Here is a 19,685-nt window from a genome sequence, read left to right as displayed (position 1 = left end):
ACACTGTCATAGGGCCGTCTCATGTTGTTAAAAGAACTTTCATCGCTGGCTTCGCCATTGTCTCAAGGACAAGTCGAGAAGCTAAAACAACTCACTTCTGAGTTAAGTGCTGTGCAATTGGCCTGGGTGAGTGGCTATCTTGCTGCTACAGCTAATGCGGGCCAATTAGCGCCTGCCGCACAGGCGCAAACGGCTCAAACTGTGACGATTCTCTATGGCAGCCAAACGGGTAATGGCCGTGGTGTCGCCAAAGCGCTCGCCGATAAGGCGCAAGCGCAAGGTTATGCGGTCAATCTGGCTTCAATGGGCGAATACAATGTTCGCCAATTAAAGCAAGAAGCTGTGCTTTTATTGGTGGTCAGCACCCATGGTGAAGGTGAAGCGCCGGATGATGCGATTGAATTACACAAGTTTTTAGCATCGAAACGTGCCCCTAAGTTAGACAATCTACATTACTCTGTGCTTGCGCTGGGGGATTCTAGCTATGAATTTTTCTGCCAAACCGGTAAAGACTTCGATGCCCGCCTAGCGGCACTCGGTGCTAAATCACTATTACCTTTAATTGAATGTGATGTGGATTATGAAGCTGCCGCGGGCCAGTGGCACGCCGATGTATTAGAGGCCGTTAAGCCGCTAATCGAAACCTCGTCCGCCAGTGTGGTATCTATCGGCACCGCTAAAGCGATTGGCGAAAGTGAATTTACTAAGCAAAACCCCTATAGCGCCGAAGTGCTTGTGAGCCAGAAAATTACCGGCCGTGGATCAGACCGAGACGTGCGCCATGTTGAAATTGACCTTGGCGACTCAGGGTTAACCTATCAAGCGGGTGATGCCCTCGGTGTGTGGTTTAGCAATAACGAAGTGTTAGTCGATGAAGTCTTAGCGGGTCTGTCATTGGCCGCCGATGAGTTAGTGACCCTTGGTGCTGAATCTTTGACCCTTAAGCAGGCTTTGGTCGATAAGAAAGAACTGACCCAGTTATACCCTGGATTAGTCAAAGGCTGGGCCGAATTGAGCGGCAGCGCTGAACTGCTGGCATTGAGCGAAGATAAAGAACAAGTGCGCCACTTTATCCTTAAGCATCAATTTGCCGATTTAGTCACTCAGTATCCGTTATCAAACAACTCAGTAACCTTAAATGCAGCAAAACTGCTTGAGCTACTGCGTCCATTAACGCCAAGACTTTACTCTATCGCCTCAAGTCAAAGCGAAGTTGAAACAGAAGTCCACTTAACTGTGGCCTTAGTGGAAGATGAGCGCCACGGCTCAGCACGTTTTGGCGGCGCGTCACACTTCTTAGCGTCTGCGCAGGAAGGCACGCAAGTTAAGGTTTATGTTGAGTCGAACAAGCATTTCCGTTTACCCGAAAATCCAGAAACACCGGTGATCATGGTGGGCCCTGGTACAGGTGTTGCGCCGTTCCGTGCCTTTATGCAGGAGCGCGTAGCCCAAGGTATTCAAGGCGATAGCTGGTTATTCTTCGGCAATCCACACTTTGAGCAGGATTTCTTGTATCAAACTGAGTGGCAACAGTATTTGAAAAATGGCGATCTCAGCCGTATCGACGTGGCGTTCTCACGCGATCAAGCCCATAAGATTTATGTGCAGCACCGCATTAAAGAGCAAGGCCAAGCCCTGTGGCAATGGTTGCAAAATGGCGCGCATCTTTATATTTGTGGTGATGCTGAACGTATGGCCAAAGATGTTCACCAAGCCTTGATTGAGGTGGCAGTCGAAGTCGGTGGTTTGAATACCGAAGCTGCCGAAGCCTATTTTGAAACCCTGCGCAGCGATAAACGCTACCAAAAAGACGTGTATTAATCTCAACCGTTGCGCGCATAAAGAAACGCATAAGAATAGCCAAAGCTGCACACGTGATGACCTGTGCAGCCAGCGAACCCAATTTTAAGAGGCAGTTGCCATGAGTGAGCAAAAGTTAGCGTTAAACGAATACCTAAAAACCGACAGTGATTACCTGCGCGGGACCATCAAAGAAGGTTTAGATTCTTCTGTGACTGGCAGTTTCAGTGACGGCGATCAGCAGCTGATCAAATTTCATGGCTTCTATCAGCAGGATGACCGCGATTTACGTAATGAACGTAAAGAGCAAAAACTCGAACCTTTATATAGTTTTATGTTGCGTGCCCGTGTACCCGGCGGTATTTGTTCTCCGCAGCAATGGTTAGGCGTAGATAAAGTTGCCTCGACTTTAACTAGCTCGAACAGCATTCGTTTGACGACCCGCCAAACCTTCCAATACCACGGTATTCCTAAGCGTAACTTGAAGACCATTATTCAAGACTTAGATCGCGAAGCGCTGGATTCGATTGCTGCCTGTGGTGACGTTAACCGTAACGTGATGTGTAACCCCAATCCGGTGGAATCGAAACTGCACGAGCAGGCCTATGCAGTGGCGAAACAACTGTCTGATCATCTATTACCCCACACTCGCGCCTACGCCGAAATTTGGTTAGATGAAGAAAAGTTACTCTCAACCGAAGATGAAACCGTCGAACCTGTGTATGGCAAAACCTATCTGCCACGTAAGTTCAAAATGGCGGTTGCGGTTCCTCCCGATAACGATGTTGACGTTTACACTAACGATTTAGGCTTTATTGCTGTTGCCGAAAACGGCGAGCTAGTTGGCTTTAACTTAACCGCGGGCGGCGGCATGGGCTCGACCCATGGCGAAGTAGAAACCTTTCCCCGCCTAGCGGACGACTTTGGTTTTATCAAAACTGAAGACGTGATGAAGTTTGCCGAAGCTGTGATGACTGTGCAACGTGACTGGGGTAATCGCTCTAATCGTAAGCGCTCGCGCCTTAAATACACAATCGTTGACCACGGCTATGAGAAATTTAAAGCCGAAGTTGAAGTACGTGCTGGGGTGAAATTTGAACCTAAACGTGATGTAGTGATTGGCGATCGCGGCGATCGTTATGGTTGGGTCGAAGGCGTTGACGGTAAGTGGCATTTAACCTTATTTATCGAAAGCGGTCGTATTAAAGATTTACCAGGCCAAACCCTGCAAACGGGGCTGCGTGAAATCGCTAAGATCCACAAGGGCGATTTCCGCATGACCTCGAATCAAAACATGATTATCGCAGGTGTAGCGGCAGAAGATAAAGCCACGATTGAAGGTTTAGCCCGTAAACATGGTCTGCTGGGCCAAGTGTTGACGCAAACTCGCGGTCACTCGATTGCCTGTGTGGCGTTGCCGACGTGCCCATTAGCGATGGCGGAAGCCGAGCGTTATTTCCCTGAGTTTATCGATCATATCGATGCGCTGCAGGCAAAACACGGCATTAGCGAGCAAGCGATTGTGGTGCGGATGACGGGTTGTCCAAATGGTTGTGCCCGCCCATTTGCCGCTGAAATTGGGCTTGTGGGTAAAGCGCCGGGCCGTTATAACTTGTACTTAGGTGCAAGTTTTGAAGGGACTCGTTTGAACAAAATGCACAGAGAAAATATCCAAGAGGCGGACATTCTCGCCGAATTGGATACCCTGTTTGGCCGCTACGCCGTAGAGCGTGATGCAGGCGAAACCTTTGGTAACTTCACCGTCCGCGTGGGTGTAGTGAAGGCGGTGATCGATGCCGCTAAGGATTTTCATGGCTGATCTTGAGCAAAAAACCAGTGATAAAGTGCCGACTGTGGTCAGCGCTGCCGAACTCAAGGCATTATTGAGTGCGCCTAAGGCAGAGCAAGCGATAGAGCTTGAACGTATTAATCAGTTCTTAGGTGGATTAAGCGCACAAGAGCGAGTGCTATGGGGCTTAACTTATTTGCCCGGTAATCATGCGCTGTCCTCAAGTTTTGGGATCCAAGCCGCTGTAATGCTGCATATGGTGAGTCAGGCACAGGCGAATATTCCGGTTATTCTCACGGATACGGGTTATTTATTCCCTGAGACTTATCAGTTTATCGACGAGCTGACAGAGCGTTTATCACTGAATTTAAAAGTGTACCAAGCAGTGATGACATCGGCATGGCAAGAGGCGCGCTTTGGCCAGTTGTGGGAGCAAGGGGTAAACGGACTAGAGCAATACAACCGGTTAAACAAAGTTGAGCCTATGCAACGCGCTTTAGCCGAGCTTGAGGTAGGCACTTGGTTTGCAGGGCTGAGACGCAGCCAAGCCAGTACCCGTGAGGCGTTGCCGATACTGGCGATTCATGGCACGCGCTTTAAGTTACTGCCGATTATCGAGTGGTCGAATAAAGATGTGCACCTCTATCTGACTCAATTTGATTTGCCGTACCATCCACTTTGGGACCAAGGCTATGTTTCTGTGGGGGATACCCATTCGAGTAAACCACTCGAATTAGGTATGACAGAGGAAGAAACTCGCTTTAATGGCCTACAACGTGAGTGTGGTTTGCACTACGATATCTAGTCATTTTATTGATTTTAAATATTAAACGCCTCAACTTAGTTTGGGGCGTTTTTTTATCATTTTAAGGTAGGTGGGGTTTGGGGTGAATTTAATACTCTGGATTGCCGAGGAAGTTAAGTGATGTCATTTAAGCATCATTTAACTAAGATAGATTGATATTCATAGAGTTAGTTTGCATTCATTTTTAAATGCTAAAAATGTTGTACATTTTTACTCACAGAGTTATGCACATTGGTTAAGCCTGCGCTATATTTTGAAGTTCCCGTAGATGGTTTTGAAGCGTTTTACTGCGTTAATTGACATGATTCATGTCTTTTATGAGGTTAAGTTGTTGTATATCGGTATTTATGGGCTGGGTTTGCTGTGTATCGATATGGCTTAATTGGATGCAGTGAAAGCGTTGAAAACCTGACTCGCACCTGCGAGTATCAAGCAGTTTGATTGACTTGCTAGCTCTCGTTAATCAGCCATCATTACCTCGGTCAGCTGTCGTCAAAGCTGCCGAGGTCAAGTTAAGTCGACTCCAGTCAATCTTCAATAGTGATTTGTTCTTGTTATGGTTATTTCTCAACCTATCTTTGATTATCGAGTAAGATATCCTTGGTGTTTCCTCTATTCTCGTAGCATGATCAGCTTGCAACTCGCGTAAAGCTTTAGAATATTTTCTGTAAGCCTAGGTTGCCCCAAAGAATCCTTGCAATGGGATGGCTTGACTGGATAGATGAGAAACAAGAAATGAGAGTGTGTGGATGAGATGGTATAAATGACGACCCCTTTATATGCGATGCGAGATCATGTCAGGCGTCCAAGTGTTAATAAGTCGAGTGACCCAGCACCTCAGAGACGAAAGCGTGGTTTTCGTCGTTTATTGTCTTGGTTATTTAAGGGATTAGTTTGGGCATTTATTTGCTCAATTTTATTAGTGATCCTACTACGATTCGTCGATCCTCCTATGTGGACTTGGCGTATCGAGCGTGCCTTATTTCCACCTGCACCTATCGGTGAGATCAGGCATCAATGGCGCGATTTAGCGCAAATTTCTCCCGAATTACAATTGGCTGTGATTGCTGCGGAAGATCAACGTTTTGTTGAGCATACTGGATTCGATTTAGCCGCGATAAGTTCGGCACTGAAATACAACCAAAAAGGCACTAAAGTCCGTGGGGCAAGTACCTTAAGTCAGCAGGCGGCGAAAAACCTTTTTATGTGGTCGAGTCGCAGTTTCTTTCGTAAGGGATTGGAAGCTTGGTTTACGTTATTGATGGAGTTGACTTGGGATAAGTCGCGTATTCTTGAAGTGTATTTAAATATTGTAGAATTTGGCCCAGGTATTTACGGCGCCGAAGCGGCATCAAAGCATTATTTTGGAAAGTCAGCGGCAAAACTTACCCAATACGAGGCCTCATTACTCGCAGCCATTTTACCCAATCCTTGGCGCTATAAGGTGTCTCCACCGTCATCCTATGTGCAGCAGCGCTCAGCTTGGATCCGTAAGCAAATGCGTCAGCTAGGTGACGTCACGCTTAAAAAAGTCCACGAAGCACGATGACGCTCTGGTGAGGTAGTTTGAGTGAGATGAGCTTAATTTGTCATTGAGTTCTTTGCTTAATCGTCGATGACTTTGAGATGTTTTATTACCGAATTGAAATAAGATTGGAGTTATGTTTAATAAACGTTAATTCTAATGCGTTTTTAATGCTGCGAACTCCTATCCTGTTCGCTTCTGTGTCGGTTTAATGTTAAATTATCGGGAAAATTTTATACCTTAGTTTCGCTTAGCCTAAGCATTTTAAACTGGGTTTGTATTGCGTAGGGCTGAGTCGTTGCGTTTTCTGATTTTGCATTATCTGCGTAAGGGATATGTAAGAGCGGATAAATATTTAAATACCTAAGGTGAGTTCTTTAGGTATTGTTTTCATAAAATTGAATGTCATTAAATGGAGTTTCTTAAATGAAAAAGATTGTGATTGCCGCGGCAATTATTGCAGCAGGTGCTGGTGGTTATTGGTATATGCAGAATGGCGCGGGTTCTAGTGCCTCTGCTAATCCTTTGCTCGACTATGTGCCTGCCGATACGCCGATATTTTCGGGCCAGTTAAAACCCTTCCCGTTAAAAGCGTATTTACAGTCTATTTCTGGAAATTATCAGCAATATCCAAGTAATACGCTTGATGAACTCGGTGTGCAGGATAGCCCTATGGGCAAGTTCTTCGTTAGCATTTATCAGCAGTATATGGATGGGATGAAAGATCCTGCCTTACTGTTAAAAACCTTCGGTTTCCCCGATGAAGTTAAACCTTATATTTATACTTTAGGTGCTTTGCCAGTATTAAAGATTGATGTTAATCAGGCCGAAGCATTTTGGGCTGTATTAGATAAAGCCGAAAAAGACAGTGGTGTAACCCACGAAATGCGTAAAGTGGGTGATGTTGATTATCGCGCTTATGCACTATCGGATGAAAGCTCAGCAGAGAAAGCAGAACTGCTATTTGCCCAGAAAGATGGCATATTAACGATGACTTTCAGCACCTCTATTACCGAGCCTGAGTTATTAGAAATGGCATTTGGTATTAAGAAGGCGCCGCAGTCATTAGCCGCTTCTGGCATATTAGAAGATATTATTAAGACCCATGGTTTTAAAGATGACAGCATTAGCTTTATTAACCATGTGGAAATTGTAAAGGCATTGACCTCTGCAGATAGCAATATGCTAGCTAAGCAACTGACTCAATTTTTTGCTGATGAAAGTGCGGGTGAAGATCCATTAGCTCAAATCAGAACACCAGAATGTCGTACCGAACTGACTGCGATTGCCGCTAACTGGCCGCGTACCGTTGCTGGTTTAACGGCGTTTTCTGTGACTGAAAAAGAAAGCCATATGGCGGCTTCATTTGTTGTCGAAACGAAGAATCAACCTATTCTTGCGGCAATGCAAAAGATGCGTGGTTTTATTCCATCGCATCTGGCGGATATCGACAGCACTATCTTCTCCATGGGAATAGGTTTAGATATCAATGAAATTACCCCTTCATTAACGGCTATTTGGGATGATCTGCAAAAGCCACAACTGACCTGTGCACCATTGGCAGAGTTGCAGGCTGAGTTGAGCCAACAGAGCCCTGCTATGCTAGGCATGTTTACTGGCATGGCTAACGGTGTGAAAGGCATGAGCGTTTCATTGCTCGATTTTAAAATGAGCACACAAGATCAAGAGCCTAAGTTAGAAAGCTTAGATGCTTTAGTCAGCCTTAGCGCCGAAAACCCATCCATGTTGTTCAATATGGTCAAACCTTTCGCCCCTATGCTGGCTGAAGTGCAATTAGCCGATAACGGCGATGCTACTGATTTATCTCCAATATTGATGTTGCCTCCAGAGTTAGGTGTTAAGCCAATGCTGGCGATTAAAGGCCAACATTTAGTGGTGTATAGCGGTGATAAAGGCTTGGCTTTAGCCAACAAATTAGCAGGCGAGAAACTGTCAGCTAATGGCATGTACAGCTTGTCTGCTGATTACGGCAAGATGTTTACGCCAGTGCTTACACTGTTAGAAATGAGCGGTGAGCCGATCCCTGAAGAAATGCAAATGCTTAAAGATTACAACATGCGAGTTCAAATGAGCTTCGATGTGAATAAGCAAGGCTTGGTCATAGGTTCAGTCGCCAATTCTAAAGCGACTGAAAAGAAGTAATGCGTTAGTAAACTCATATTTGTTTGAAATGAGCCAGCAGATTGCTGGCTCTTTTTTTGGCTTAATTTAGCTTAGCTTGAGCCAACTTAGTGTGCTGTGCTGGCAGAACAAGTTGCGCTTTGGGCTTGGCGGAGCGCATTAAACTAACGAGCCCTTGCCATTGAATATCACTGTTCTGAGGGAGCAAAATATCCGGTTCAGTCCCAATACCGGACAGGAGTCTCCCCTGTGCATCATAGGTTAACGAACTGCTGAATCTTATGTTTAATCCACTGTTTGGCAGTTTGAAATGATACTGACGTGCAAAGTCGCCTGAGGTTTTTTCACCAATCAAATTTGCCCTAGACCAAGATTTAGTACGATAGGCAATCCACTCGCATTCTTGGCGACAATGGGGACTCACGAGTAGCGCTAAGCGATTTCGCCCTTCAGGAGCCACCGCAGGCTTAGTGCGAACATACCAAGGGCTGAATTTCTCTTTATCGACAGAGGGTAAGTTACGGGTGAGAGATTTGAGCCTAGGAGGGCTGTACTCTAACGCATCCAGAGGCATAAAATTGAGCGGCTGTAGATAATCATTTCTCAGCTCTGGTGAGCGGCGATAGTGCGCAAATCCCATCACATTAGGTGCTAAAGTGTTATTTAAATCCGCATCTTGATATCGCGACAGCATAGTCAATAATTTCGGACTAAAGCCACTGGCATCACGTAAATCAATGATCAGTAAGGGATGTGTCATGCCTTTGAGCAGTTCTTGCTGTTGTTCTTTATCTAATTCAAAGGCGTAGAGATCGCTGATCTTAAGTTTGACCGTCGTATTGTTGACCGTCTCTAATTGATTTGGCATGTCTTGAAATTCGGGGCGCTCAAATTGAGATAATTGGTTAATAAACTCGAGCACATTAATATCTTGAGTCTCGTCTTTTTCACTGATAGTTGCTAATTGAACTTGCGGTTTATGGCTTGGCAGGGCGAGAGTCACCTGCTGGCTTTGCAGATCATCATTAATTAGCGTAATGACCACATAGGGCTTTATGCTGAGTCCTAAGTCTTCGCGCAATAGGTTAAGTTTTTTCAGCCAAGGTAACTGCATTTCTTGACTCTGTTTTGCCGGCTCAGGTAAGTAGGTTTGGCTGGCCGCTACCCATTTGCTCATAGGTAAACCATCGATATGAGTGATAAAGGGGAAGTCGTTGTTGACTGGATTATTACCGTTATCCAAGGCTAACCATTGGTCGTTGACTGGCCTTAGCGTTAACGGGAGATCGCCGCTTTGATCATCGAAGTTATGCACTTGAGCGCCTGGATCTTTGAGGGTATTGAGTAATTTAGTGACTTCAGCAGCAAAGCGATCATTGGGAGTAATATCTTGATACTGTTCAACAATAAGGCTAGCCATAAATTTAAGCTGCGGGTTGGCTTTGTCGGCCGTTAAGGCATAAAACGCTGAGTGTTGCTCGATTTGATCCAATAAGGCATAGAGATCTTGGCGTACCTCTTGTGCATTCAGCACTGGTGCAGCGCTATCTTTTGGCACAGCGAAAAACGCGAGCTTAAGTAAGCTCGCGAAAATAATGACACTGAGTAGCATGACTATGCTGCGGTAGCTAAAACTCATATTCCTCCATGATGTTAAGGCGCTGCTTCAGGGCACAAAAAGGTGTGCGACTATCGGCTTAAATGCCATTCGGATCAATGTAAATCGTCCTGCTCTGCCCTAAACTCAGGTCCATCTGAGCAATTTAGCAGCAGGCTTGGTAGATTAGCAGCAAATTATGGTCGATTTTTGTACTTAGTCACTTTATATACCCAAACAATCTTAAATAGCGGGATCAAGTGGGTATATCTTTCTTAAAGAATATCGTTGAGTGAAATTCCGATACCAATACGTTGATTGTGATAGTTGTAATCGATTAGGCTTTCGCCATAACCATTAAAGTATTGAGTATAAAAGCGTAAGTTGCCGACGATAGGATGACTCCAAGTCAGTTCTGCTGAGCCTCTGTCGATATCTTCTAGATTCGTTTTAACGGTTAAAGTGAATCTATGTTCATCGATACCATAAACGCCAATAAACTCTGCTTTACCTATATAGTCATCAATATTAGGGTTATCGTCGCCGCTGGCTTTATATGGATCTGTCTTTTCATCTTCAGGAATACGCCACCACACTTTGGTGGAGAAGGCGAGTGGGCCTGCATCAAAAATCATAGTGGCATAGAGGCGATTCCAACTGCGGGAAAGTGGCCCTGCTTTACCATTCGATTGATGTACGGCACCAAATCCCCAAAAGGAATTGGTCACACTGCCAATTTTCCAATCGTTATTAAACAGCATAAAGACTTCAGGCTCGTGATTGGTTTCCCTAAAAGGCGATGAAGTGTCTTTGTTATAAACCTGCCAATAGGATTGATTGGTGTAAGCAAAAAATAAATGGCCATTATCACCAAACACATTGTACCAAATAGGAAATTTAAAACTGATTTGGAACTTAGCCTCAAACTCATCTAAAGAATAGGGGTTGAGTATTGCATCTTCGGTGAAAGGTGCCATGTTGGGATCTGGGCTGTAGGTGACTGGTAAAAGGTAATTCACTTTATGTGGCGTAATCACAAAAGGTAGATCCGCCGTGGCAAGTTCATCTTTTACTCTTCCTTTTACTAATGATTCTTCGGCATTTACGTCCGTACAGGCTAATAGCCCTGCCAATGCAATACCTGAGTAAAGTGGTTTCATCTGCCCTCCTTGATGTGTTTATTTATTTGTCAGTCGTACTCAACAAAGATAGTTATTTCCAGCTTAACATTAGAAAGTGAATTTATGGTTATGGAAAAATTCGGTGTCACTTAATGACAAATCTTGTAGTCAGCCATTTTTAGTCCCATAGAGATATGTTTAGGTAGAATTTTTGGCAATAACATAGTGCCAAAATCATGCACTTAGCGGACAGAAATTATTTTGATGCAATTCGCTTAATCTTATTAAGTCATTTTTATTTCAATGGGTTAACTTGGATTTATGGCATTTTTGATTTTGAAACCCAAGGTTTTCCCCACTTTAAGTGAGTTGTCACTCATTCTTTTATATCTAAATGATATAAAAACTAATAATTATCTATTTATTATGGAATATAAGACGCGCTATATTTCTACAGACTAAAGTGATCTTGGGGATTCTGATGGAAATTTTCTCTTTACCGGGCCAAGCGGCCAAAGGCAAAGTCTGGCTGGTGGGTGCCGGCCCCGGCGACGTTGAGTTATTGACGTTAAAGGCATGGCGCATCCTTAAAGCTGCTGATGCAGTGCTATACGACGCTTTAGTCAGCCAAGATATCCTCGATCTTATTCCCAAAGACGCTGAGAAGATTGCCGTAGGTAAACGTGCGGGCAAGCATAGCGCCGCACAGGACGAGATTAATCAGTTACTCGTCACTAAAGCCTACACCCGTAAAAATGTGGTGCGCCTTAAAGGTGGCGATCCTTTTATTTTCGGCCGCGGGGGCGAAGAGTTACAAACTTTAGTCGAAGCTGGGGTTGAGTTTGAAGTCGTTCCCGGCATTACTGCTGCCAGCGGCACGTCAGCCTATGCGGGAATTCCCCTAACCCACAGAGACCATGCCCAAGGCGTCACTTTTATCACTGGCCATTGTCAGTTAGAGAGTCGCCCTATGGATTGGCAAGGTTATGCTAATCCTAACAATACCTTAGTCGTGTATATGGGGATTCTGAACGCAGGCATTATTCGCCAAGGTCTAGTCGATGCGGGCCGAAGCCCTGAAACACCCGTGGCGATAGTGTCAAAGGCAACCACTAAAGAGCAACGTCGTTTTATCGGCCGTTTAGGTGAGCTTGAACAGCTTGCCGCCGATCCAGAATTACAAATGCCAGCTTTGATGATCATAGGTGAAGTCGTCACGCTGAGTGACACCTTGCATTGGTTCAAACCTGAAGCGATTGAATCGACTCAGGTTAGCGATGAACAGACTCAATCGGTTAGAGTCTCGGCCGTCGCGTCGATAAGCTAAGCCGCAAACAGTTAAAGCTATTAAGCAGTTAAACAAATTAAGCTAATCCATGCTGTGGTAACACGGCGAATTTAAGGTAACGGAGAATAGTATGGCCGGGCGTGAATTAAGCCACTTACAACAACTGGAAGCTGAGAGCATTCAGATCATTCGTGAAGTTGCAGCCGAATTCGATAATCCTGTGATGTTGTATTCCATCGGGAAAGATTCTTCCGTTATGTTGCACTTAGCGCGAAAAGCCTTTTACCCGGGCAAGATCCCATTCCCGTTGCTGCATGTCGACACGGGTTGGAAATTCAAAGAGATGATCGCGTTTCGTGATGCGCAGGCAAAGAAATTTGGCTTCGAGTTACTGACGCACATCAACCCAGAAGGGTTGGCGCAGGGGATTAACCCTTTCGACCATGGTAGTGCGAAACACACTGACATAATGAAAACCCAAGGTTTAAAGCAAGCACTTAACCAATATGGTTTCGATGCGGCTTTCGGTGGGGCTCGCCGCGATGAAGAAAAATCCCGCGCCAAAGAGCGCGTGTATTCCTTCCGCGACCGCCACCACAGATGGGACCCTAAAAATCAACGTCCAGAATTATGGCGCACCTATAACGGCGCAGTGAACAAGGGCGAAAGTATTCGCGTATTCCCATTATCTAACTGGACTGAGCTGGATATTTGGCAATATATTTATCAAGAAAACATTGAGTTAGTGCCTTTGTACTTTGCTGCTAAACGTAAAGTGGTTGAGCGCGGTGGTCAGTTAATCATGGCCGATGACGAGCGGATGAAGTTAGCCGAGGGCGAGCAGATTAAAGAAGAAGTGGTGCGTTTTAGAACCTTAGGTTGCTACCCACTCACGGCCGCCATGTATTCTGAGGCCGACAGTCTAGAAAAGATTATTGAAGAAATGCTGTTAACCCGTTCGAGCGAACGTCAGGGCCGATTGATCGACTCAGATCAAAGTGCCTCTATGGAGCAGAAGAAGCGTCAAGGCTACTTCTAATCTCTACAGGGTTAACCCTATTTCGCGAAAGTGGCGCAAGTAAAGCGCGACCTTCAGCCAAGCAGATCAAGAGTGAGAATAAGATGGACAAAGCGGTCAATAAAACCAATCTCATGGCGGCAGAAATTACCCTCCATGGTGTGAAAGAATATCTAGCCCTGCAGCAGCACAAAGGCTTACTGCGCTTTTTAACCTGTGGCAGTGTCGACGATGGTAAAAGTACCTTAATCGGCCGTCTGTTACACGACAGCGCCCAGATCTATGAAGATCAATTAGCGAGCCTCAAGAGCGACAGCGCCAAGATGGGCACCACAGGTGAAGCCATTGACTTAGCCTTGCTGGTGGATGGTCTGCAAGCCGAGCGCGAGCAGGGCATCACTATCGATGTGGCTTATCGTTATTTTTCAAGTGATAAGCGCAAGTTCATCATCGCCGATACGCCAGGGCATGAGCAGTACACTCGCAACATGGCAACGGGTGCATCAACCTGTGATTTAGCGGTGATTTTAGTCGATGCCCGCTACGGCGTGCAGACTCAGACTAAGCGCCATGCGTTTATCGCGTCATTACTGGGTATTCGTCACTTTGTTGTTGCTGTTAATAAAATGGATTTGCTTGGGTTTGACGAGCAAGTATTCAACCGTATTCGTGCCGATTTTACGGATTTCGTTAAAGACTTCGGTAATCTCGATATCCACTTTGTGCCGTTATCGGCGCTTAATGGTGACAACGTGGTTGAGCGCAGCACCCAAAGCCCTTGGTATCAAGGCGGTACACTGCTTGAACTGTTAGAAACCATTGATACTCAGCGTGAACTCAGCTCATTGCCTGTGCGTTTCCCTGTGCAATATGTGTCGCGCCCTCACTTAGATTTTCGCGGTTTTGCGGGCACTTTAGCCTCTGGCATCATTAATGTCGGCGACGAGTTAGTCGCTTTGCCATCGGGCAAACGCAGCAAGGTTGAACGTATTGTGACCTTCGATGGTGACATACAAGAAGCGGTTGCAGGCCAAGCTGTGACTATCACGCTGGAAGATGAAATTGATATTTCCCGTGGCGATTTACTGGCAAAACCCGATTCTGCGCCAGCCGTCGCTAACGTGATCAGCGCTGATATAGTGTGGATGGATGAAAAGCCATTACAACTCGGTCAGTTATACGACATCAAAGTGGCTGGTAAGAAGACGCAAGCCTCTGTGACTGCTATCGATTATGTGGTTGACGTTAATACCTTAGCACGCAGTGCGACGGACACTCTTGGGTTAAACGCCATTGCGCGTGTGACCTTAGAACTGACCGAAGACATAGTGTTTGATGCATATTCGTTAGTACGCGATACCGGCGGAATGATCTTAATCGACCGCCTGAGTAATGCGACGGTTGCCGCGGTTATGGTGGTGTCGGGTCAACATGTTAACAAGCAAACAGCGTCACAATTTAGTGCCTTTGAAGTCGAGTTTAATGCCTTAGTGCGTAAACACTTCCCCCATTGGCAAGCGATAGATATCACTAAGCTTGGAGCTTAATTTGTGAGTGACTTGTGGCTATTAGCGATTATTTTGTTAGGGCTTGTGGCTGGCTTAATTAGCGGCCGTATCAATCCAGCGGTATTGTTTTTATTTGCATTTTTGCTCTGTTATTTGCTTGGCATGGTTGCGCTCGATACCGCATTAACAAGCTTTACCAATATTGGCTTAGTCACGCTTGTCTTGTTGGTGTTGGCCGCGACGGCGTTAGAAAAAACGTCCCTGCTGGGAAAGTTGAGTCAAGTCATAGGCAATAGTTCTTTGCCTATGACAATGGCAAAGCTCGGTTTTTCGACGGCTTTACTGTCGTCATTTACCAATAACACTGCAGTTGTGGCATCACTGATTGGTGTTGTGCGCCGCAATCAGGCACACGCGCCGGCTAAGTTATTATTGCCGTTAAATTATGCGGCAATTTTAGGTGGCACACTGACCCTGATTGGTACCTCGACCAACTTGATTGTGAACTCCTTTGTAGAAAACGCCGGCTTACCCGCCTTAGGGTTCTTCGAGTTTACACCAGTTGCAGTGGTGATCGTCGTCGCAGGCATCTTGTTACTGACCTTACTGGCGAACATTCTGCCCGACAGACGGGAAGAATCAGGTGAAGAAGCGCTGCCATATTTGCTCGAAGCCCATGTGGCAAAAGGCTCGTCCTTAGTGGGTCGCAGTGTGGTGGATAACAAACTCAGGGCGCTGAAGAAGTTATATCTGGTTGAATTAGAACGCAGTGGCATTTGTATTTGCCCTGTGCCGCCCCAGTTAGTGTTGCAAGCGGACGATGTGCTGCGCTTTAGTGGCGCGGTGGAATCGGTTGAGTTATTGCACCAATTCGATGGTTTAGATTGGTTTGGTAAACATCAAGCCAAAGGACAAAATTTAGTTGAAGCTGTACTCGCACCGTCGTCCAGTTTAGTGGGCAGTTCATTGAAAGCGTCGCGTTTTCGTGAGCAATTTGATGCAGCTGTGATGGCCATTCGCCGCGGAAATCATCCGCTGAAGGGCGGACTCGGTGACATTATTCTGCAACCCGGTGATGTGTTGTTATTGACGCCAGGTGATGGTTTTAGCAATAGCGCAAAGCTGAGTTCAGAGTTTGCAGCGATCAGTGGCTTAGATTTGAATGTGCGTCTAGACAGTCGTCGTGGTCGTTGGGTATTGCTGGGCTTTGCGGCAACGATCATCCTGAGTGTCACTGGCATATTACCCTTGGCTAAGGGTTTAGTGATATTGCTGCTCAGTTATTTTGCCATAGGCGCAGTCACGCTGGCTGAGCTTAAACGCCGTTTCCCATTGGAATTAGTGGTGATAGTGGGGAGTGCATTAGGGCTTGCCAACTTGATGATGAGTACTGGCCTTGCGAACAGTTTAGCCCAAGGATTACTCTCAGTTATTAACGGTTATGGGGTATTTGGCGCTTTTGTCGGCGTGTATTTAATGACCTTATTGCTGACTGAACTGGTGACCAATAACGCAGCGGCGGCGCTGGCGTTCCCTATCGCTTACGCGATTGCGCTTAATTACGGTGTCGATGCAAGGCCCTTTATTATGGCCGTTGTCTTTGGTGCCAGCGCGAGCTTTATTTCACCCTACGGCTATCAGACCAATTTGATGGTATTTAATGCGGGTAATTATCGCTTCAGTGACTTTGTCCGCCTTGGATTGCCGTTATCTGTGCTGTATTCCCTGATAGTGATATTTATGGTGCCGATCATCTTTCCATTTTAGTGATTAGCTTGAGTTTATTGCCCTTATGTTAGCGGTTAGTCAACATGGGGTTTGAGGAGTTTTTATGACAAATATCGTGTGGCATCAACATCCTGTAGACCAAGCCGCGAGAGCCGAGCAGAAAGGCCAAAATCCAGTGCTACTGTGGTTTACCGGACTTTCTGGCGCGGGCAAGTCAACATTGGCGGGTGCACTAGAGCGGGCGTTATTTGAGGCGGGATTCCACACTTATCTGCTCGATGGCGATAATGTGCGCCATGGCCTGTGTAAAGATTTAGGGTTTACGGTTAAAGACCGTGATGAGAACCTGCGTCGTGTGGGCGAAGTGGCTAAATTGATGGTGGATGCAGGGCTTGTGGTGTTATCGGCCTTTATTTCCCCGACCCGTGAAGAACGTGATGGTATTCGTGCCCGTTTTCCTGCGGGGCAGTTTATTGAAGTGCATGTAGCTACGCCTTTGAGTGTGTGCGAGCAGCGTGACCCTAAGGGGTTGTATGTGAAAGCGCGCAGTGGCGAAATTAGCAATTTCACTGGTATTTCATCACCCTATGAAGCGCCATTGGCCGCCGAGTTAACCATAGATACCAGCAAAGGCGATTTAGTGACTCAAGTACGTGCATTAATCGATTATTTAACGGCGATCAATGTCATTAATGCCGATAAGGCAAAAGCGCTAGCTTAACATTTAGCCCTTATCTTGCTTAAAAGGAGCCTTTAGGCTCCTTTGTTATTTCTAGGTTTTACTGCTTATACCATTGATTCATAATTTTTTATGACGTGAGCATTATTCTATTTTAAAGTCTTTAGCAAATAAGAGCTGCAGAGCCTTCAAGTATTCTTGATCCGGCTTAGGTTGCACGAGTTGGGCGAGTTCATCACCAATCGGTGTTAAGCGATAATAGCTAAAAAGCAGATTACCGCTCTTGGGCGTAAGCTTCATTTGTATGCCTTGCAGGGCAAATTGAATTGGTGTTTTGTTATTGAGTAGGCCGGTTTCGAACTCACTGCTGTGAAGTATTCCCGCATCGACTAAGGTCAAAATACTGGAATAAGGTAGCCCAAACTGGGATAAGCCTAAATTGACTGAGGTGGTTTTACGGAAATACTGGCCAATCCCACCTGACAAGCGGTAGCCACTGATGAGTTTTAGGCGCTGCTCGTTATTTACCTTAGCCGCCATGCCAAGGGCTTTTTCAAGAATTTGTGCTTCTCTGTGAGTCAGTTGCTTGAGCAGCGCTAGGGTACGTAGACTGAAGTTGCCCGGATTGACTATCTCGCTCGACAATATCCGAGCCCACAAATCTTGCATCTTACGGTTATGGATTTGTTCCGCCATCAAGAAAAATTGATGGCTCCAATCGGGATCAAGATCGACCCCAGTGACATCTGAGTGGGTATAACTGAGGGCTAAGGCAAAAATGGTTTCCACATTAGCCTGATATTCGCTCGATAACTTGCGTGCTCTATGTTGAGCTCGCTCGGCAATTGAGGCGTTCGCAGGGCGATATTCTTGCTCACTGGCGAGCCCTAATTGGCGACCAAGTAGCAGAGCTTTTTTGCGAGCGGATACCTCGGATGCTGACTCGCCTTCTTCTGCCAACAGTAAAATATCTGAATCCTTCATCGCGTTATTAATCCTTGAGCCTGCACTGTGGTTGAGGTGAGGGTTTAGTGAACTCTTACATTCGGTTGTAGCTCACTTTAGATGATCATCTCTTTAGTTTGAGCATCTCGTTAAGCCAATTCTTTGGTTCGTTATTATGCCGTTTTATTTAACGACTTTAGCAATTGATGTCGCACTTTTAGTTGGCCAAGACCATAAGGTTTCATTACCCGGTTCAGGATGGCGCGGAACATTCAGCGCTAGTATTAACGAACATACGGCAAAGCCCGCCCCTATGTAAAATACAAAGGCGGGATCGGTTAACCATAATAAGCCCAAAAGCACAGGAATAATCACAGCCGCTATGTGGTTTATGGTGAAACTGACTGACATAGTGGCGGCAATATCTTTGCTATCGGCGATTTTTTGAAAATAGGTTTTCATCGCAATTGCCATCGCAAAAAGTAAATGATCGATAACGTAGAGTGCTGCCGCCATATGGGCTTGTTCGACTAGGGCATAGCTGATAAAGACTAAGATGAGTCCAATATATTCCACAGTAAGCGCATTACGCTCACCAATACGTCCAATCAAACGACCAATAGCAGGCGCAAACATTAGATTAACGGCATAGTTGATTAAGAACAGCGCAGTGATTTCACTGACGCTATAACCAAACTTTTCAACCATCATAAAGCCCGCAAATACCATAAAGATTTGCCGCCTTGCACCTGAAAAAAAGGTGAGCAGGTAATAGAGCCAATAGCGTTTACGCAGTATGATTTTTTTGTGTTGTATTTCCGTTGTCTCAAACTTGGGGTAATACCATGTTATGGTTAGCACAATGATGAGACCTAATACGCCTATGATCAAATACATATGCAGGTAGTCTAGCTTCAACCAAGTCATTACTAGCCAAATGCTGGCATAACCGACTAAAGCGGCCGCCGAACGCCACGCCAGTGCTTTACCCATAAATCCAGCTGCGTCTTTTTTATCGACCCATTGCAGCGTTAGCGATTGGTTGATGGTTTCAAAATAGTGAAACCCGACAGACATCAACACAGTAGTTAGATATAGGCCTATGACCTGAGGAAAGAAACCTGTTACCGCTACGCCGATACATAAAATGGCGAGCGAGAGCAGGGCGAAGGCTTGTTCTCGAATGAGCAGCAGCACAAAAATCGCCGTAAAAGCCAAGAAGCCGGGGATTTCGCGCAGGCTTTGTAACATGCCGATTTCAGCACCAGTGAATTGGGCTTTCTCAATCACGAAGTTGTTGAGCAATGCCTGCCAAACGGCAAACACGAGTGACATAACAAAGGTCATCCACAGCAAGAGTGCTTTAGGATCTTTTGCTTGAATAGCTTTCATGGATAAGGGACTCAGGCGATAAGTGTTCAAATGCTAATGCTTTTTTCTTAGGTTGGCTATATAAGGTGTGACTTATCCCTTTCAATTTTGTAACAATGTTTAGACGAATTAACTCCCTAGGTTACAAAGACGCTAAAGCGAGAATATACCTAAGGCGTTATTTTTGTGAGGCAGTTAAAACTACCGCATATACTTGGGGTGTTTGGCGCTAAGCCCGTGATCTATTTCATGTAAATTGGCGGGTAAATCACCTAGTATGAAATATCATAATTGTCATTTTACTTTTGCATACCAAGTTAAATTCCACTGGAATGCCAATGACTCTGGGTGTCCATTGCTGCTTTTAGC

14 protein-coding genes are annotated in these 19,685 nt (G+C 45.6%); 10 read left to right on the top strand and 4 right to left on the bottom strand.

Annotated elements, in window-relative coordinates; genetic code table 11:
- The first annotated feature begins 21 nt into the window (after positions 1–21).
- From KO537_RS02830 to KO537_RS02810, 5 genes are all read left to right on the top strand, one after another.
- The gene (locus KO537_RS02830) at positions 22–1,821 is read left to right on the top strand and encodes an assimilatory sulfite reductase (NADPH) flavoprotein subunit (protein WP_219233811.1); all 1,800 of its coding nucleotides are present in this window, start codon (positions 22–24) and stop codon (positions 1,819–1,821) included.
- Positions 1,822–1,921: 100 nt separating this feature from the next.
- On the top strand, positions 1,922–3,619 hold the full coding sequence (cysI, locus tag KO537_RS02825) for an assimilatory sulfite reductase (NADPH) hemoprotein subunit (RefSeq protein ID WP_219233810.1): 1,698 nt from the start codon (positions 1,922–1,924) through the stop codon (positions 3,617–3,619).
- Positions 3,612–4,394: a phosphoadenylyl-sulfate reductase gene (locus KO537_RS02820; protein ID WP_219233809.1), complete on the top strand. Its 783-nt coding sequence runs from the start codon at positions 3,612–3,614 to the stop codon at positions 4,392–4,394. The genes cysI and KO537_RS02820 overlap by 8 nt, the downstream gene beginning before the upstream one ends.
- A gap of 763 nt (positions 4,395–5,157) precedes the next feature.
- Positions 5,158–5,943: a monofunctional biosynthetic peptidoglycan transglycosylase gene (gene mtgA / locus KO537_RS02815; protein ID WP_198571842.1), complete on the top strand. Its 786-nt coding sequence runs from the start codon at positions 5,158–5,160 to the stop codon at positions 5,941–5,943.
- A 402-nt stretch (positions 5,944–6,345) separates the two neighbouring features.
- Positions 6,346–8,082: a hypothetical protein gene (locus tag KO537_RS02810; RefSeq protein ID WP_105251582.1), complete on the top strand. Its 1,737-nt coding sequence runs from the start codon at positions 6,346–6,348 to the stop codon at positions 8,080–8,082.
- 61 nt (positions 8,083–8,143) lie between these two features.
- Here the strand turns inward: KO537_RS02810 and KO537_RS02805 are convergent, their stop codons facing one another.
- Together KO537_RS02805 and KO537_RS02800 are read right to left on the bottom strand one after the other, a co-directional pair.
- A complete protein-coding gene (locus KO537_RS02805; protein ID WP_219233808.1) occupies positions 8,144–9,700 on the bottom strand; it encodes a S41 family peptidase in 1,557 nt (518 codons plus the stop codon).
- Between the two features lie 233 nt (positions 9,701–9,933).
- The gene (locus KO537_RS02800) at positions 9,934–10,818 is read right to left on the bottom strand and encodes a phospholipase A (protein WP_219233807.1); all 885 of its coding nucleotides are present in this window, start codon (positions 10,816–10,818) and stop codon (positions 9,934–9,936) included.
- A 442-nt stretch (positions 10,819–11,260) separates the two neighbouring features.
- On the opposite strand from KO537_RS02800, the gene cobA reads away from it, so the two are divergent.
- From cobA to cysC, 5 genes are all read left to right on the top strand, one after another.
- Positions 11,261–12,106, top strand: coding sequence for a uroporphyrinogen-III C-methyltransferase (gene cobA, locus KO537_RS02795; protein WP_219233806.1), 846 nt, complete (start codon positions 11,261–11,263; stop codon positions 12,104–12,106).
- Positions 12,107–12,197: 91 nt separating this feature from the next.
- Entirely contained in the window at positions 12,198–13,106 is a 909-nt protein-coding gene (cysD, locus tag KO537_RS02790; RefSeq protein WP_105251586.1) for a sulfate adenylyltransferase subunit CysD, read from the top strand.
- A gap of 83 nt (positions 13,107–13,189) precedes the next feature.
- A complete protein-coding gene (gene cysN / locus KO537_RS02785; protein WP_219233805.1) occupies positions 13,190–14,632 on the top strand; it encodes a sulfate adenylyltransferase subunit CysN in 1,443 nt (480 codons plus the stop codon).
- Positions 14,633–14,635: 3 nt separating this feature from the next.
- Positions 14,636–16,360, top strand: a complete 1,725-nt coding sequence (locus tag KO537_RS02780; RefSeq protein ID WP_198571839.1) for an SLC13 family permease — start codon at positions 14,636–14,638, stop codon at positions 16,358–16,360.
- Positions 16,361–16,424: 64 nt separating this feature from the next.
- A complete protein-coding gene (cysC, locus tag KO537_RS02775) occupies positions 16,425–17,042 on the top strand; it encodes an adenylyl-sulfate kinase (protein WP_219233804.1) in 618 nt (205 codons plus the stop codon).
- A gap of 102 nt (positions 17,043–17,144) precedes the next feature.
- Here cysC and KO537_RS02770 read toward each other — a convergent pair whose 3' ends face one another.
- Together KO537_RS02770 and KO537_RS02765 are read right to left on the bottom strand one after the other, a co-directional pair.
- Positions 17,145–17,984 (bottom strand): TIGR03899 family protein, encoded by an 840-nt coding sequence (locus KO537_RS02770; RefSeq protein ID WP_028761753.1) that lies wholly within the window; start codon positions 17,982–17,984, stop codon positions 17,145–17,147.
- A 144-nt stretch (positions 17,985–18,128) separates the two neighbouring features.
- Complete coding sequence (locus KO537_RS02765; protein WP_219233803.1) at positions 18,129–19,337, bottom strand: MFS transporter; 1,209 nt, start codon at positions 19,335–19,337, stop codon at positions 18,129–18,131.
- Positions 19,338–19,685 lie beyond the last annotated feature (348 nt).

The sequence above is a fragment of the Shewanella sp. NKUCC01_JLK genome (assembly GCF_019345615.1).
Classification (GTDB): Bacteria; Pseudomonadota; Gammaproteobacteria; order Enterobacterales; family Shewanellaceae; genus Shewanella; species Shewanella oncorhynchi.
Note: the sequence above shows the minus strand (reverse complement) of the source record. Positions and strands in the feature narration are given on the sequence as shown.

Excerpts from the sequence above, each read along its gene's own strand:
- KO537_RS02820 (WP_219233809.1), top strand. The coding sequence starts at position 3,612 with ATGGCTGATCTTGAGCAAAAAACCAGTGATAAAGTGCCGACTGTGGTC.
- KO537_RS02830 (WP_219233811.1), top strand. The coding sequence starts at position 22 with ATGTTGTTAAAAGAACTTTCATCGCTGGCTTCGCCATTGTCTCAAGGA.
- KO537_RS02770 (WP_028761753.1), bottom strand. The coding sequence starts at position 17,984 with ATGAAGGATTCAGATATTTTACTGTTGGCAGAAGAAGGCGAGTCAGCA.
- KO537_RS02805 (WP_219233808.1), bottom strand. The coding sequence starts at position 9,700 with ATGAGTTTTAGCTACCGCAGCATAGTCATGCTACTCAGTGTCATTATT.
- cysC (WP_219233804.1), top strand. The coding sequence starts at position 16,425 with ATGACAAATATCGTGTGGCATCAACATCCTGTAGACCAAGCCGCGAGA.
- mtgA (WP_198571842.1), top strand. The coding sequence starts at position 5,158 with ATGACGACCCCTTTATATGCGATGCGAGATCATGTCAGGCGTCCAAGT.
- cobA (WP_219233806.1), top strand. The coding sequence starts at position 11,261 with ATGGAAATTTTCTCTTTACCGGGCCAAGCGGCCAAAGGCAAAGTCTGG.
- cysN (WP_219233805.1), top strand. The coding sequence starts at position 13,190 with ATGGACAAAGCGGTCAATAAAACCAATCTCATGGCGGCAGAAATTACC.
- KO537_RS02800 (WP_219233807.1), bottom strand. The coding sequence starts at position 10,818 with ATGAAACCACTTTACTCAGGTATTGCATTGGCAGGGCTATTAGCCTGT.
- KO537_RS02810 (WP_105251582.1), top strand. The coding sequence starts at position 6,346 with ATGAAAAAGATTGTGATTGCCGCGGCAATTATTGCAGCAGGTGCTGGT.
- cysD (WP_105251586.1), top strand. The coding sequence starts at position 12,198 with ATGGCCGGGCGTGAATTAAGCCACTTACAACAACTGGAAGCTGAGAGC.
- KO537_RS02765 (WP_219233803.1), bottom strand. The coding sequence starts at position 19,337 with ATGAAAGCTATTCAAGCAAAAGATCCTAAAGCACTCTTGCTGTGGATG.
- cysI (WP_219233810.1), top strand. The coding sequence starts at position 1,922 with ATGAGTGAGCAAAAGTTAGCGTTAAACGAATACCTAAAAACCGACAGT.